Here is a 15,818-nt window from a genome sequence, read left to right on the forward strand (position 1 = left end):
ATTATTTTTCAGTATTTTTCATTTCTCTATTGACTTTTAACACAACTGCTATTGTATTTTCTTACTTTTGCATCTCTATGCTCCATACACCTATAATAAATTGGTACAGATCTGCCTATCTCATCTGGTAATTTGATGCTCTTTTCTTTAAATAAAGTTTTTAGTAACTCTAAATTGTTTGATTTGATTGCTAAATGTAAAACAGGTGTATAATTTGCTCCTTTTTTCAGCAATAACTTTACTACATGTAAATGCCCTTTTTCCGCAGCAAGATAGATCGGTGATAGACTCTTATTATTTGAAATATCAATATCAATTTCTTCTTTTAAGATAGACTCTACAAGCTCAATTTCTCCTCTTTGTGCAGCTAAATGGAGTAGACTATTCTTTTCAGAACCGTATTTATTACTTATCAAAGCCTTCTTTATCTCAGGTTTAGCGTAATCAAATGGTGTCTTGCCACTATCGTCTTTTACCAGAGGATCTATATCTTCTCGCGTTAGTAAAACCTCTATTGTTTTAAGTCTTTCAGCGTAATGTAGTGGCGTTTTATTTTCGTAGTCTTGCAAATTTACTTGAGCATTAGGCTCCTTTATTAAGCATTTGAGAATATCGAGACACAAATCTCTTTCATCGTAATTAGTATTACTTACAGCTATATGAATAGGTGATAATTTCATTGAATTTTGTCCTACACGTGCGCTATTTACATCTGCTCCTAGCTCCAGTAATAACTTTACTATCTCTAATTTTTTGTTGTTAACTGCATAGTGCATCGGTGTCTGATTTCGTGCATCAAAAACCTCGATTTCAGCATTTCCTTCTCTGACTAAAATCTTTACAACTTCTACATGTCCAATACCAGCTGCCAAATGTAATGGTGTATGAAATATTGCATTACGCGAATTAACATCGATGCCTCTATTTATTAGGTACCTTACAGCATTTACCTCACCCACCATTGCAGCTAAATGAAGTAAGCTATCTTGTTCTGACCCGTATTTATTATTAATTAGCGCTTTTAATATTTCTGCTTTTTTTCCTTCTTTAGCGTAATCAAGAGATGTTTTGCCGTCATTATCTTCTACAAAAGGATTAATGTTCTTCTTCGTAAGTAGCAGATCCACCATGCTTAATTCGTCAAATTCTATAGCGCAATGTAGTGGTGTCTTGCCATTTAATCCTCTAACATTAACATCTAATCCAGGTTGATTAATGAGGCACTTTATTAATTCTAAACTTAAGTGAGCAGACATTTTATATTTAAAATTTAGTGTTAGATAATTCTTCAAGCGAGTTTGTAATTTCTTCAGTTAGCGCCATATGAATCTTTTCAGTGTCACTCAGTGATGCAAGCAGCGCTGAAACTCTATTTGGAATATTAAGCAGATTATTACGTACAACTCTTGCTACATTAAATGCTTCGTTTTTCACTTCCTCTACTGCTACAAGCTCTCCTATTTCAGCCTTAGCTTTCGCCTCAAGCAGTTTACCTCGTTCCATTTCATTTTTTATTCGCGTTTTTAGCAACATTGTGGAAAGTTTTTCTCCGTTTTCTGAATAGTTTTTTCTTCTCAATGGTTGACTTGGATCTCTTATTGCTGCCACCGCTTCATTTGCCTGTTCTCTATTGATCAAACCATTCTCCAACTCAACTATTCCTTTTTTTACTAAATAACAGACATATTGCTTTGAAAATCCTTGTTCTCTTGCCCATTCTGTTTGTGTTATTAATTTCACTTTTTTTGCTCCTTTTTTTCTTCTTGAATCTCTTGAAAAGTTTTACCAGCACCAGAAAGAATTGCCTCCCTGCCTGTATACACTTGCCAACGTTTTATCGTTACATCTACAAACTTTGAATCTAGCTCTATTGTTCTACAAATTCTTCCTGTTCTCTCACATGCAATCAGTGTGCTGCCAGAACCGCTAAATGGATCAAGTACTATGTCTCCAGATCTGCTGCTGTTTACTATCGCTCTCTCCATTAGCTCTACTGGCTTCATCGTTGGATGTAGTGTATTATGTGTTGGCTTATCATAAAACCAGAGGTCACTTTGATTTCTACCTCCATACCACTCACGTTTATTGCCACTTTTCCATCCATAAAGCATTGCTTCGTATTGTCTTTGATAATCTGATCTTCCTAGCGTAAAGTGATTCTTTGCCCAAATGATAAATGTTGACCAACGACCACCTGCTTCCTCAAATGCTTTTTGCAACGTCGAAAACTCTGATGATGATGTGCAGATGTAAATTGCACCTTTCGTATATGCTAAAATATTGGAACAGATGTAGTAGAGAAAAAGTTCGTACTTTTCACCTTGATTATCGTTTAATATCTTTTTGTCTTCTCTCTCTTGACTGTTACCATATGCTACGTTATACGGAGGATCACACACAGTAATATCTGCCATTTTATCATCTAACAGCGCTTTATATGATTCAACTACAGAGCTATCACCACAATAGATTCTATGATTTCCTAAAATCCAAAGATCACCTGGTTTTGTTACTTTTTTATCATCAATAGCTAAGTCAGAAAGATCTTCTTTTTCACCGTCAAAATCATCGAGAAACCGTTGAACTTTTTCTAATTCAAATCCTGTCATTTTTAAGTCAAACTGCAAATCTTCTAGCTCTTGAATTTCCACTCTCAAAAGATCATCATCCCACTTTGCCCAGTTAGCTGATTGATTAGCAAGTAGTCGAAAAGCTTTAGTTTGTGGTTCATTTAAATTATCACTTAAGACCACTGGTATACTTTCCATACCAAGTTTTCTTGCTGCTTTAAGTCTTAAATGACCATCAACCACAGTACCATCACTTTTTGCAACTATTGGTATACGAAAGCCGAATTCCCTGATTGAAGCACACATTCTATTTACTACATCGTCATTTTTACGTGGATTACGCTCATATTCGATGAGATTTTGAGTAGGATAATAGTGGATTGCTAAATTCATATCTTGATAGTTAAAAAGTTAATATTTAAAATATGTCTGACGCTAAAGAAGGCCTGGGGTCGAACCCACCAAACCCGCCAGTATGGCCGAAAGGACCCACTTTTTATGGTATTTTTAATACATTAAAATCTTTACTGAAATTCATAACGTAGAACATTAACGCCAAAGCATCCCCCTCATTACCATCTCTAGGTAAAAAACCTTTTTCCTTTACAGCTTCAATAACTTCACTCTTACTTGCATTGCCTTTGCCTGTGATAAAGCGTTTTATAGTCTTAACAGGAACGCTCTGATAGGGAATATGATTCTCTTCACACCAAGCAGACAAATGTGCCAAGAAACCTCCGTAGCAATGAGCAGCATCAGTTCCTAAGTGTCTTCTAACTTCCTCAAAATAAACTGTTTCAATACTTGGAAATTTTTCCTTCATTTCATTTAGCCAGCTACGAAAATTTAAGAAGTGCATTCCACCACCACTAAACCGACTAGTATGAAAACTCTCACTTCCACTTTGAATTACTCCGTTGTGAAGAATAGACCATCCTGTTTGTTTGCCTAGATCTAGTGTTAGGGTTGACATTTGCTATTATTAAAATTACAAGTAGCACTTACTCCAAAATATCGTCTGGTTTCTGCAAAATACACTAGAAATTCATAGGTTTTTGTAGGCCAACAACGAGAATTATGTGCTACTGCAGAAAGTTGTTTTCTTGTTATATATATTCACCAAAATTACGAAAACTGTTCACTTTTTTTTGCAAAGGATAAAAACCTTGTTAAACTTGTCTGCAGGTTTGTTTTATAACAGTAGAATTACTAAGGATAGCTTTTATTTGAGTTTAAAGGCTATTATAGACGTTCTTTGGTGAGCAGTGATAGTTTTTTCCCTAAAGTCACATCTAGCTTTAAAACACAGTTTTTGCCTTATTAAAAAAATATAAATTCTCAATTACGTAAAAGCCTAGATTTCTTTTGCTTTCTGTTTTCCAACTTTTCTGTTTGAAGCACATCTACACTCAATGCCCCTATACTAATATATACCGGATTTCTTACTACTTTTTCCGGGATTTTTTGAAAAAAAGTTAAAATAATTTTAAGACAGCTAAGGAATTAAAGAGCTTTGAAGACCAGCTATATCTTTTACAGCAGCTTCTTTGCTATTTGAGTTGAGAGGAGATTACACGAGCTTTTGATTTACAACCCCTATCTAGATAACGCTATAATAGCCCTCTAAAACGTTTTTAAGAATGGTGCTACAATGGAGACAATTGAAATGGGCTATGTAAAACTTTATTTTTTAATTTCAAGGGGGGTGTCCCCATCCTTCAGAAAGCCCTATATCTCTGCTTTTTATCTTTTTTAGATAGTCAGATGGGTTCTTACTACCTGTCAGAAAAGCTATTACTTCTGTTATTACGTACCACCATTCTCCATCGTGTAATACTCTAGTAAAATTGCTATTATCAAAAGCAGTAGTTTCAATATCTCCCTCTTTTAAAGTTAAAGTATCAGTCATAGGCAACCTCTATAAGTTAAGAATAAACATAAAAACTAAAAGACACTATTTTTAAGTCAGAAAAACCATTACTTACAATTTAATAATTTTCCAAAATCAATTATGTGTGAAAAGTAACCACTATCTATAACATCATCACTTACATCATTAACGTGGATAAGGACTGGACGACATGAAAAGCCTTTTGGACGATTTAGTGTATCTATTTTCTTTTGTACCTCTTGTATTATTGAATGACCAATTTTATCTTTTGAAAATTTGATTTCGCAAATGTAGAGAGTGTTAAACTTCGTTTGAATCATATAATCAATTTGACAACCTGCACTATTACGCGTTCTCTTCTGAAAAAATGGATTCTCGCTTATTATTCCATCAATTCCTAAGATATTATGTATACTCTTTCTATTGTTCAGCACCAAATTTTCAAATTGAAGCCCAATAATTGTATACCACTCTGGTAAGAACCCTATAGAATAGGTGTCACGATTAATTTTCCCTAGATCTTTTTCAATATATTTTAAATAAAACCTTAAATAATTATCTTGAAGTCTGTATCTCCTGAGTCGTGAATCAGTACCAGTTTTTATACTCCAAGTATGATCTTTTGCAATAAAACCAGCAAGCTCAAGCTCATGTAGATACTCAGAAATGCGTCCATGTCTTACGATATTTAAAGTAGCACAAATTTCTTCTTGTTCTTTAGCTCCAGTAGAAAGAGCTCTGACTATTTGCTTATAAAAAGCCGTTTTTCGCATGAATAAATCTGAGAATATTTGATTAAATTCTTCAACTAAAAACCCACCTTTTGTAAAACAAAGCCTTTTAATATTTTCTTCAGCGCTATGTTTAAAATTTACCTCCTCTAAATACTTTGGAATTCCGCCAGTTACTGCAAGCACCTTGAACTTTTCATATGCTGAAATATTTTTTGGCCAAAATTCGTTGCAATCAGAAAGTGATAATTCTCCGAGTGTTAAAGTTAACGATATTCTTCCTACGAAGCCAGTACTACTAAGTATATTTTTCTCGATCCATGATGAAGCTGATCCACAAACAACGAAAATTAGCTTGTTATTATTTTTTAGCTGCGTATCCCAAAAATTTTTTATTTTGCCTAAAAAGGTTGGATCTTTTGAGCCCATCCAAGAAATTTCATCAAACAGCAATAATGTTTTTCCTGATAGTAGACGTTCACCAACTGCCCATAGTAAATCGCTCCAGTCATCATACCTAGCAAAAGATGTATTAAATTGTCTAGCAACTTGTCTAGAAAATTCATTAAGTTGGTAGGACATTGTAGTATGCTTTTCTGGTGGCAAACCTATAAAGGAGTAATATTGTTCAAAATACTTACCAAACTCTTGAATTAAACGACTTTTTCCTATACGACGCCTTCCTTTGACTACTACAAAAGATGCAGTATTTTTTTCTGTAAGCTCCAGTAATTGCTTTAACTCAGTTTTCCTACCAATAAATAATGGAGACATAAAATACGAAATATAAATCTTTGTCTCCGTTATACTAGATAAAACTGGAGACGTAAATAAATAAATTTAGATCTTTGTCTCCATCTTGAACTATTGAGAGGGTTTTGTAGCTTATGTTTATGGCAGCAACTTTTTTCCTTTAGCTTCATCTACAAATTATTTATAGAGATTACCTAAAGACTCAACTTAAGAATTTTAGATAAAAGTCGTTATATCTCAATAAGACCTCCAAAACCAGCTCTTGTTTCACCTAAATTACAAAAACTTTTCACTTTTTTGAAAAAAATGTTTTACAACGAATAAAAAGCGTGATAGGGTACAATAAGGGTTTTTTTATAACAAGTAAAACTTTAAAGCAAGAAATAATTTAGAAATGCCTCATAATCGAGTTTTAAGCTACCCTACGTGAGTAACTTAGGTCTTGGTGGTATAATTGTACCCTGAGGTTGTAGAATCGCTTTAAAATCCAATTACGGTTCATTTGTTTTATCAGATAATTTTGAAAGAGAGCTTTATACGTATCCATAGCTTATTATTGTAGACTGGTTAGTAACCGAACAGAGTAGTATGTTTTAAAGTCATACTACTATATTATTATTATATAATAATAGGAAATTTTGGAAACTGGAGACTGGTCAAAACTCCTCAATACTCCTAAGCTTTTTGCCACCTAAACCAGATTACAGCTCAGAAATCTGTCAACCATTAAACCATTGAAAATCTAGCATTTTTTTACTACCAGAAAGTACCAGATCTCATAAACTGCACCAGATTCTGCCAAGACTGAAGAGTTCTGGAGTCTGAGAGCCTGTCTTCAAACTCAAGAATAGGCTAATTTGTGAAGCATAATAGTGATCATATTAAAGAAAATATTGTTTTTTGAGGTAAGAGGAGAATGCTCGTAATCTTTGCTCATGCGTCTAAAATTCAGGCAAAAGTTCTTTCAACAATCCAACGCTTAGGAATAACTTGAAATCCTGTATCAACTACTTTCTTGGTAATCGTTAACAAACATCCAGTTTCCAATAAACAGCGGTTTTGTAATTTACCCATATATCCTTGATCAGCAAAAAACTTACGTAGATTTGCACTTAGCTTGAGCAAAAAGATTTAGAGCACCATCACGATCTTGAATGCTTGCTCTGTGTACTTCAGCAGTAATTACAAGACCTGCAGTGTCTACAATAATATGGCGTTTCCTGCCCTTTATTTTTTTGCCAGCATCATACCCTCTGAATCCCCTTTTTGAGTAGTTTTTACTGATTGACTGTCAATTATTCCTACCGATGGAGTTTCTTTCTTACCAATTATTTTTCTTACTTTTTTAACTAGAAAATCGTGAATTTCTTGCCATATTCCACTTTTTTTCAAGCGCGAATCACAACTATACAAGGCTTTCCATGGTGGAAAATCTTTAGGTAGTTGTCTCCATTGACATCCTGTTCTCATCACATAGCGGATTGCGTTAATAATTGTTCTAATATTATGTTTTCTTGCTCTAACGGTCTTTTTAGGTTCAAAATATGGCTCTATTATCTTCCATTCTTTGTCACTTATATCGCTTGGATACATTTTAAATATATCTTATAACACACTTCTTATCTCCTTTCTACTTAGTTTGAAGACAGGCTCTGAGATAATCAATATACTTCGTAAGTAACCTTATTACTGTAAATGATATAGAAGAGATCTAATTATAGTAAAGCCAAATGTTTGAATCTTCAACTGGCATAATACTGCCATATTCTGGCGATTTATAATCGGTTGGTAAAATCTTCTCATATACTGTAATATCCTTATTTAGTTGGTTTGTAACTTTCTTTTCCATATCTTCAACACAAAGTATCCCATACTTACTTCTTTCAGCATTTTTATCATTCCTGTTAAACTTAATGTAACCTTTTGCAGCAAGAACATCAATGCGTTCACGAATGGAGTTTTTACTACCAAGACCTGCTTTATTTTCAAATACCTCACAGAATGTATTGATTGTATATACTTTCCCTCTATTTCTCGCCTCGTCGTAAATTAATTGCAGTATAATATCATATCTACGAGAACGCTCTGCATCTAATTTTTGTCCATAATCTTTATGTATCAGTCTCTGTGACTCATAATCAAGTATTTGCCAGCAGTTATCGATTTTATCAACACATTTTGATGGAATAGCATGACCATTACGTAATTCAAACATCAGTTGACGACTACTTTGCCGTTCATCTGGCTTAAACATTATCATTCCTGTAGTATAAAAGCTTCTTAACGAACCAGCACCACTGAAACTCTGAAAAGGATCTTCTTCTAATGATTTCTTTTGCATCTTCTTCGTGTGATGTACTAAAATGACTCCTGCATTCGGATTAACTAACGCTCTCAATTTTTCAACTCTTTCTTGCAGGAAAAATAGCATAGCATTGTTATCATTTTCACTACTGTTCTCGCCAGCATCAAAAACGTTACGTAGTGGATCAATAGCTATAACATCAACGATATTTGAACCAAATGATTTCTTTATTTCACCAAGAACTTCATCTATACTATCATCATTTAAGAGTAGCTTTGTTTGAGGTGTAATGACTAAGTTATCCAAAGCAATCTCAAGCAGTTCTTCATTGATTTTTAGTTGCTGTAGACGTTCACGCATATAGTGATAGCCAATTTCAGTTTGAAGATAAAAGATCCTCAAAGGCCTTTTAGGTACCATATCAAGAAATTGAACTCCTGCTGCCATGTAAATTAGCCAAGAAATTAAAAAGTCACTTTTTCCTACTTTAGGTGCTCCAGCAAACACTAAAAGTCCACTTGGAGTTAAAATTCGAGGAGCAACTATATCTTCTGGCATCGGTGATTTATCGTTAAAGTATTGCCTTGCAGAAAATGAAATCAAACTTTTTGTACTTAGAGTATTAGTAGTAAGTGCAGTTGAAGCTAAAAATTCTTTAACATTTATTCCTTCCTCTACACAATCAGCAGCATCCCAGCCTTTTGTTTTATTTTGTGGAATATTAAGAACAACAAGTGATTCAACTCCGATTTCTAAAAGCTTTTTTTCAGCATTTTTAGCATATTTCTTACCTGCTTCATCATTATCTGGCCATATAATAATGTGTTTACCTTTTAGCGGAGTCCAATCAGTTTTCTCAATAGGTGCATTTGCTCCAGACATCGCTGTTGTTGCAGTTATTCCTTTCTCTATCAGCACTTCTGCACATTTTTCCCCTTCCACCAGAACAATTTTATCAGACTTTAAGATTCCTGGAATGTTGTAGATTGGCCTTATTCCTGGTGAACCATATCTGCCTCGCTTAACATCAAAAGGCTTGTATACTTTTTTCTTTCCGGGAGGATCAGAACGGTAAACTTTTACAATCACCTGACCATTTTCATCATAATAATTCCAACTTTGGGTAATGAATTTCTCAAAGTCTTCATCAACATATTGTTTCTCTCTGTATTTTTTATTATTTCCGAGCCATTCACTTATTGAAGCTATTACCTCAGGAAACTCTGTCCTTGCATTCTTTCTATGTACAGCTGCCCAAAGGTCGATAATGTCACCACCTTCTCCAGTTGCAAAATCATTCCATAACCCGGCTCTACTGCCACTTAGTTCTACTCTTAAACTTTTTCCTTTATTACCCCATATATCACCTACTTGAAACTCATTTTTGTGAAAAGTTCCGTTAGGTAGCAAGTACAAAAGACAAGATCTTAAGTTTAATAGAAGTTGTGCTTTAAGTTCTTGAACATTGTATGAATCACTCATGAAATTATCTGTAAGTTGAAAGTCTTGTTCTATATATTCACCGGATTTACAAAAACTGTTCAGTTCGTAGGTGCATTGTCTGATCAAAGTTTTGAGTGTCTGAGGTTTGAAAAAAGATTCCAGGTTTTCAGAGGGTAAAAAACTCACGATTGTCTGAGGTATTTTTTTCATGTCCTACAATATTTACTAAGAAAGTTTCATCCTTAAGTCTTTCATTTAAGGACACATCTTATGAAATCTCGAAACTCTTATTCAGGTATTGATCCTAAAGTTGTTAATTTAATAAAATTTTACGCAAAATATTATAAATCGCTTACTGATCAAGATATTGAAGACATAGAACAAGACCTCTTCTGTGAGTTTCTTTCATGCATAGATCAGTATGATAAAACTAAGGGCAGTCTTTCAACTTTTGCTAAGCAAGTTGTTAAAAATCGTATTAATAATCTAGTCCGTAAACACTCACGTACTACTCCTAAACTTGAAAATAATGTGCAACAGGAAAGTTACTGTTTTGAAGATGAAGCGATACTACGTATTGATGTTGAGCAAATTATTTCAAAATTACCAAAGAAGTGGCAAGTTTTATGTGAACAATTAAAACACCACAGCATTGCTGAAGTTGCAGATATGAACAATATATCACGGACTACTTTGTATAACATACTCAAGAAAATGCGATCTAAATTTGCACCTGTTTGCAGAAAAAAGCATAAGAAAAATTGAACAGTTTTTTGAAATTTGGTGAATTTATATATAGTGGCAAATTAAGGTAAAAGCATGAAAATAATAAACAGCAAAGAAAGAGCAAAACTGATCACAGGTGTGAAGGTAGTAATCTTTGGACCTTATGGGATCGGCAAAACCAGTCTGCTCAAAACCCTCGATGAATCAACAACACTTTGCCTTGATTTTGAAGCAGGACTTCTAGCTGTTCAGGATTGGAAAGGAGATTCAACTGAGATTCGCACTTGGAATGAAGCCAGAGATATTGCTTGTCTTATTGGTGGGCCTAATCCTGCGCTAAAATCTGATCAAGCATACAGCCAAAGACACTATGAGCATGTATCTAGTAAGTACAAAGATTTTTCCTCTGAGTTTTCTAAGTACCGATGCATTTTTGTAGATAGCATAACCGTTGCTTCACGTTTATGTCTATTATGGGCAAGGATGCAACCTGAAGCTTTTTCAGATAGATCAGGAAGAGAAGATAAAAGAGCTGCCTATGGGTTACTTGCTCAAGAAATGATGGCTTGGCTCAATCAGTTTCAACACATCAGAGACAAAGACATCATCATAGTTGGTACATTAGGTCAATATCTTGATGACTGCAATCGTCCAACTTGGCTACCTCAATGTGAAGGGGCTAAAACTGCCAGTGAAATTCCTGGGATAGTTGATGAAGTAATCAGTATGGTTGGAATCAAGAAAGATGATGGAACGGAGAAACGTTCATTTGTCTGTCAGACTATTAATACTTGGGGATATCCAGCTAAAGATCGCAGTGGCTGCCTGAATATGGTTGAAGAACCGCATTTAGGTAAATTACTTGCGAAAATTAAAGCCAAAACCTTGGCTTCTGTTGCCTAAATTTAATTTTAAAAGGAGTAATATGGAACAAAGCTTTTTCAATATCGGTCAAAAAGTCCCTTTTTATAGCGTAAAGGAATATTTAAGTGATCAATCGCCAATACCAGAGGATATAATCTCACCAAGGATTCTAACTAAAAGAGGTTTGTTAGTACTGGGTGGTCCACCTAAAATTGGCAAGAGTGACTTTTTGATCTCTTGGCTCGTCCACATGGCTGCTGGTAGATCATTTCTCGGTATGACACCAAATAAACCTTTGAAAATTTTCTACATGCAAACTGAAATTGAATATGAATATATGAAAGAACGGTTGCAACAACTTCAACTGAATAAAGAGCTTTTGGACATAGCTGCCAATAACTTAATTATCACGCCAAGAGTGCAATTATCATTTAGCAGTGAAGAAATAGATGAAATCAAAAATGTTGTCAAAGAGCGTTTTAAACCTGATATTATTGCGATTGATCCTCTTCGTAACATTTTTAACTCAAGTGAATATGGCAATGAAAACGACAATAGCGCTATGTTATTCTTCTTGCAAAAAACACTTGAGAGATTGAGAAATATTATTAATCCAGATTCAGGCATAATACTCACCCACCATACAAAAAAACTATCCAAAAAAATGTTAGAAGAAGATCCATTTCAGGGTTTGAGCGGAGCTGGATCTTTAAGAGGTTTCTACAGTACTGGGATGGTAATGTTTGCTCATGATGAGGAAAGCACTACCCGTCAAATAGTATTTGAACTGCGTAATGGTGAACGTGTGGCAAGTAAGCTTGTCGATAAGATAAATGGCCGTTGGAAGGCTGTAGACCAATGGAGTAACTGATTTTTACTTAATTTATAGGAGACAATATGCTAGCAGATTTTTTAACTGATTTTAATAACGCAAAACTGCAAAGCAGTTTAATACCGAAAGGTACAATAGTCAAGGTAAAAATGGCAATAAAGCCTGGAGGTTATGAGAATTGGTTCACGAAAAGCTACACTACTGGTAGCATCTATTTAAACGCTGAATTTACTGTCACTGAAGGTCCATATGCAAAACGCAAGATTTTTCAAGTAATTGGCATTAAAAGTGGCAAAGCAGGCGTTGAAGGAGAAGATGTTTGGGCAGAATCTGGACGTTCTATGCTTAGAAGTATTTTGGAGTCAGCACGAAATATTCATGCACATGACACTTCAGAAAAAGCAGTTATTGCTAGAAAAGTCAACTCTATAGCTGATTTTAATGGGTTAGAGTTTACTGCAAAAGTTGGTATTGAAGCTGATCGATATGGAGAAAAAAACAAGATTACTACTGTTATTACTCCAGAACAAAACAATAGCGTTAAATCTGATTGGGTTCCATTTTGAGATACGACGAAGAAAAGCTATGATCATTGAGAGCGCTATGAAAGATGCAATAGGAAAAAATGTAAAGCTGAAAGAAGAAGCAATAAAATGCTGAATCTTTTGAAACTGTCTGTGAGCTTTGATTTTCAATATATCAAAAAGCATTGTTTCGATATTCTTGAAAGAAAAAAGTAGTTCTGGTTTTTTAAGATAAAAGAATGTTTAAGCATAAAAATGCACTTCAAAAAAATTTTCATTTTTTCCGGAAAAACATGTGAGAAATCCGGTATATATATAGTAAGAGGGGAAAAAATGTCAATACTCACACAATCAGGAAGAGCAGCAATAGCAGCAAGTATAAAAGAGCAATCTCTACACCTTGCTTGGGGCAGTGGTGACTCAAATTGGGAAAGTAGCCATCAGGTAGAAAAAGTTTTTGTTGAGGGTGAAATAGCTCTAGATCACCACACTATTAAAGATGTAAGGGTTTTTACAGGACAAATAATTTATCAGCCAAGTATAGACTATACAGTTGATAGCAGTACTGGTGTAATAAAACGTACGGAAAATAGCTCTATCACGGCAAATAGTGCAGTTACTGTAGAATATACTCAAAGCACACCACCTGAATCTATAAATTCTATAAAGCTCTTGAATGAACTTGGCAGACGTACTGCAGATGAAGTGCTATTCTGCACAGGTGATGAAAACGGCGAACTTATAACTCCTTCTGGAAGATTTAGGCCCTCAAATGTACCAACTAATAATCTTTTTCTCAAATTCACTTTCGATTTCACGGACGCAGCAAATCAAGTGATACGGGAATTAGGAGTTATGGTTGGTACAAGGGTAAAAGAAAAATTGCCTCCTGGACAAAGGTATTTTGAACCACAAGATATAGAAGATCCGGGAATCTTATTAGTTTTAGAACATACAGTACCACTTATTAGAACTGCAGCAACTCGGGAAACTTTTTCATTCGTTGTAACTTTTTGAAACAAAATGACCTTAAATAGTTATTATAACCACTTTAATCCTGACAAAGAATACGAAAAAAGCTTGTTTCTTGCTGGAAGAGGTTTGCAATCTGCAGAATTAAACGAGACTCAGGAGTATGCTCTTTCTAAGCTTAAAGGCATAGGTGATGCAATATTTCGTGATGGTGATGTTATAACGGGAAGCAATTGTATTATAGATAGAGAAACTGGTAAAGTTACGCTTGAATCAGGAAAAATCTATCTTCATGGAGCAGTGAGAAAAGTCGAAAAAGAAGAATTTATTATTCCACTGAGTACCACAGTGCGTATAGGTGTTTATTATCTAGAGTCTACCATTACAGAGCTTGAGGATGAAAATCTTCGTGATCCTGCTGTTGGTACAAGAAACTATCAGGAAATTGGAGCTGCAAGGCTTAAAGTTTCCACCATTTGGGGATACCAAGTAGAAAGTGTTACTGTTAACTCTACAAATGGGGAATTTTACCCAATTTATAACATTGAAAATGGAGTATTAATAGAACATTCACCTCCACCACAAGCAAATATAGTAACTACTGCTCTTGCTCGTTATGACAAAGAAGCAAATGGTTCCTACGTCGTAAATGGGCTAGAAGTGATGTTTCTCCACAAAGAAGGTAAAAAAGAAATATTCGTGATTAATGAGGGCAAAGCTCATGTTGATGGCTATGAGATTGAGTTACCTCACAGTATTCGCATTTCTTTTGATGAAGATCCAGATATAAAATCAGTTGAATCAGAACCACATACTTTTCAGCCAAATAGCCAAAGGGTAATGGAACTTAAAGTTAATGATTTTCCAATAAGTGAAATCAAAAAAGTAGATATCACTATTCAAAAAACTATTACCATTACTCACGGTTCATCAACTATGTTTTTTAAAATTTCTTCAATTTTGTTTTATTACAACTTTTTATTGTAATTCTACAATTCTACTCAATCATGAGGGGTATTTTGGTAATTAAAAACCTATTCATTATAGAAAAAGAATTTTATATCAAACAGCCATCACAGCAATTCCTGCTTAGATTTTGTGGTTAGTGAATATGTGCTTTAAATTTGTGTGGACGCACATATTCACTGTAGATTCAAATAGTATGTAGGCTCATTGCTTCTTTCAGTCTCGCATTAGCAATCACTATGATTTTACGCATTAGAGCTGTCATAGCCACCATCTTCTTTTTACCTTTACCAACAAGCTTGGAATAGAAGGTACCAAGCGCAGACTTAGACCTTGAAGCAGCCATTGCAGCTGTAAAAAGCTTTTCACGAACGTTGCTTCTACCACCTGTTATTCTTCGGTAACCAATAGTTTTTCCACTTTCTTTTGGATGAGGTGCAACTCCAGCAAGACTTGCAACTTCTCCTCTACCTAAGTAGCCAAGTTCCGGCATTAGACATAGAAAATCTTGAGATAATTTTGGACCTATTCCTGGAACTGTTCTAAGAATTTTTTGGCGCTTCTGTAACTCTAGATTCTCATCAATAATTTTTTGTATAGTATTGTTGAGTTCATTTACCTGACTGTTGAAAAATTCAATGGTTTTTTGACAACTTTCTTTTATATGGTCGTTTTCAGGTGCTGCAAGCCTACATTTCTCTTGAGCTCTCATTTTTGTAATGTCATCACGACGTTGACAAAGTGCAGCTAAGGTTGTTTGTTCTTTTGACATAGGCACAAATAGAGATAGAGTACTATAGCGTTCAAACCCATATTGAGCAAGGGCTCTTGCATCTGATTGATCAGACTTTGCTAAAGTTCCATGAGATAGGACAAAGCTTTTTACTTTGCGAGTATTAGCTCGATGTACAGCAATATTCATGTCAATAAGAAAATGTGATAAACCAAGCTCATATTTTCCTGTATTTTCTAAAGTCACTAAAGAATTAGGTAGGATATCTGAAAATTTTTGAAACATTCGTTGCCAACCAGCAGTATCATTGTCAAATTCGACAGCGCTCTTCTGTTTGTGAACTGCAACAACATTTTTAAATTTTCCGATGTCAATGCCAATAAAATTTTGATAAGACGTAATCATAATAACCTCGATAGTTTTAATTGATTTAAGATTGTAAACGGGTGCATATTTATGTCCCACACAACTATTCAAACATATCGAGAGATGGGCTAGTGTACCTTGA

General features: G+C 34.6%; 15 protein-coding genes and 1 pseudogene. 6 read left to right on the forward strand and 10 right to left on the reverse strand.

Translation table 11 applies throughout. The features are described from left to right. Positions 1 to 26 precede the first annotated feature (26 nt). From ABWU38_RS07725 to ABWU38_RS07765, 9 genes are all read right to left on the reverse strand, one after another. Positions 27 to 1,256, reverse strand: coding sequence for an ankyrin repeat domain-containing protein (locus tag ABWU38_RS07725; RefSeq protein ID WP_353272732.1), 1,230 nt, complete (start codon positions 1,254 to 1,256; stop codon positions 27 to 29). Between the two features lie 7 nt (positions 1,257 to 1,263). Further along, a complete protein-coding gene (locus ABWU38_RS07730; protein ID WP_264374889.1) occupies positions 1,264 to 1,740 on the reverse strand; it encodes a hypothetical protein in 477 nt (158 codons plus the stop codon). Then, positions 1,737 to 2,963: a DNA modification methylase gene (locus ABWU38_RS07735; RefSeq protein ID WP_264374890.1), complete on the reverse strand. Its 1,227-nt coding sequence runs from the start codon at positions 2,961 to 2,963 to the stop codon at positions 1,737 to 1,739. The genes ABWU38_RS07730 and ABWU38_RS07735 overlap by 4 nt, the downstream gene beginning before the upstream one ends. A 103-nt stretch (positions 2,964 to 3,066) precedes the next feature. Further along, entirely contained in the window at positions 3,067 to 3,543 is a 477-nt protein-coding gene (locus tag ABWU38_RS07740; protein WP_353272733.1) for a Holliday junction resolvase, read from the reverse strand. A 723-nt stretch (positions 3,544 to 4,266) separates the two neighbouring features. Next, positions 4,267 to 4,479 (reverse strand): hypothetical protein, encoded by a 213-nt coding sequence (locus tag ABWU38_RS07745; protein ID WP_264376217.1) that lies wholly within the window; start codon positions 4,477 to 4,479, stop codon positions 4,267 to 4,269. Positions 4,480 to 4,547: 68 nt separating this feature from the next. Continuing rightward, complete coding sequence (locus tag ABWU38_RS07750) at positions 4,548 to 5,966, reverse strand: AAA family ATPase (protein ID WP_264687023.1); 1,419 nt, start codon at positions 5,964 to 5,966, stop codon at positions 4,548 to 4,550. A 1,075-nt stretch (positions 5,967 to 7,041) separates the two neighbouring features. Next, entirely contained in the window at positions 7,042 to 7,230 is a 189-nt protein-coding gene (locus ABWU38_RS07755; protein WP_353272838.1) for a transposase, read from the reverse strand. Further along, on the reverse strand, positions 7,173 to 7,538 hold the full coding sequence (locus ABWU38_RS07760; RefSeq protein ID WP_353272734.1) for a transposase: 366 nt from the start codon (positions 7,536 to 7,538) through the stop codon (positions 7,173 to 7,175). Before ABWU38_RS07760 ends, ABWU38_RS07755 begins: the two co-directional genes overlap by 58 nt. Positions 7,539 to 7,656: 118 nt before the next feature. After that, positions 7,657 to 9,732, reverse strand: coding sequence for an AAA family ATPase (locus ABWU38_RS07765; protein ID WP_264374895.1), 2,076 nt, complete (start codon positions 9,730 to 9,732; stop codon positions 7,657 to 7,659). Between the two features lie 231 nt (positions 9,733 to 9,963). Here ABWU38_RS07765 and ABWU38_RS07770 point away from each other — a divergent pair, with 231 nt between their 5' ends. The 6 genes and pseudogenes from ABWU38_RS07770 to ABWU38_RS07795 all read left to right on the forward strand — a co-directional run. Then, positions 9,964 to 10,458, forward strand: coding sequence for an RNA polymerase sigma factor (locus tag ABWU38_RS07770; RefSeq protein ID WP_264374896.1), 495 nt, complete (start codon positions 9,964 to 9,966; stop codon positions 10,456 to 10,458). Positions 10,459 to 10,512: 54 nt separating this feature from the next. Further along, the gene (locus tag ABWU38_RS07775; protein WP_353272735.1) at positions 10,513 to 11,322 is read left to right on the forward strand and encodes an ATP-binding protein; all 810 of its coding nucleotides are present in this window, start codon (positions 10,513 to 10,515) and stop codon (positions 11,320 to 11,322) included. 22 nt (positions 11,323 to 11,344) lie between these two features. Continuing rightward, positions 11,345 to 12,154: an AAA family ATPase gene (locus ABWU38_RS07780; protein ID WP_353272736.1), complete on the forward strand. Its 810-nt coding sequence runs from the start codon at positions 11,345 to 11,347 to the stop codon at positions 12,152 to 12,154. A 26-nt stretch (positions 12,155 to 12,180) separates the two neighbouring features. Beyond that, positions 12,181 to 12,681 carry a hypothetical protein gene (locus tag ABWU38_RS07785; protein ID WP_264374899.1) on the forward strand — a complete coding sequence of 167 codons (501 nt, stop codon included), beginning with the start codon at positions 12,181 to 12,183 and terminating at the stop codon, positions 12,679 to 12,681. A gap of 291 nt (positions 12,682 to 12,972) precedes the next feature. Then, a complete protein-coding gene (locus tag ABWU38_RS07790; RefSeq protein WP_353272793.1) occupies positions 12,973 to 13,656 on the forward strand; it encodes a hypothetical protein in 684 nt (227 codons plus the stop codon). A 6-nt stretch (positions 13,657 to 13,662) separates the two neighbouring features. Continuing rightward, positions 13,663 to 14,541, forward strand: a pseudogene (locus ABWU38_RS07795) (DUF4815 domain-containing protein); the annotation flags it as partial. A 223-nt stretch (positions 14,542 to 14,764) separates the two neighbouring features. Here ABWU38_RS07795 and ABWU38_RS07800 read toward each other — a convergent pair. Continuing rightward, a complete protein-coding gene (locus tag ABWU38_RS07800) occupies positions 14,765 to 15,715 on the reverse strand; it encodes an IS110 family transposase (RefSeq protein ID WP_151808084.1) in 951 nt (316 codons plus the stop codon). Positions 15,716 to 15,818: the final 103 nt, after the last annotated feature.

The organism is Wolbachia endosymbiont (group A) of Urophora cardui (assembly GCF_964028435.1).
In the GTDB taxonomy this organism is placed as follows: Bacteria; Pseudomonadota; Alphaproteobacteria; order Rickettsiales; family Anaplasmataceae; genus Wolbachia.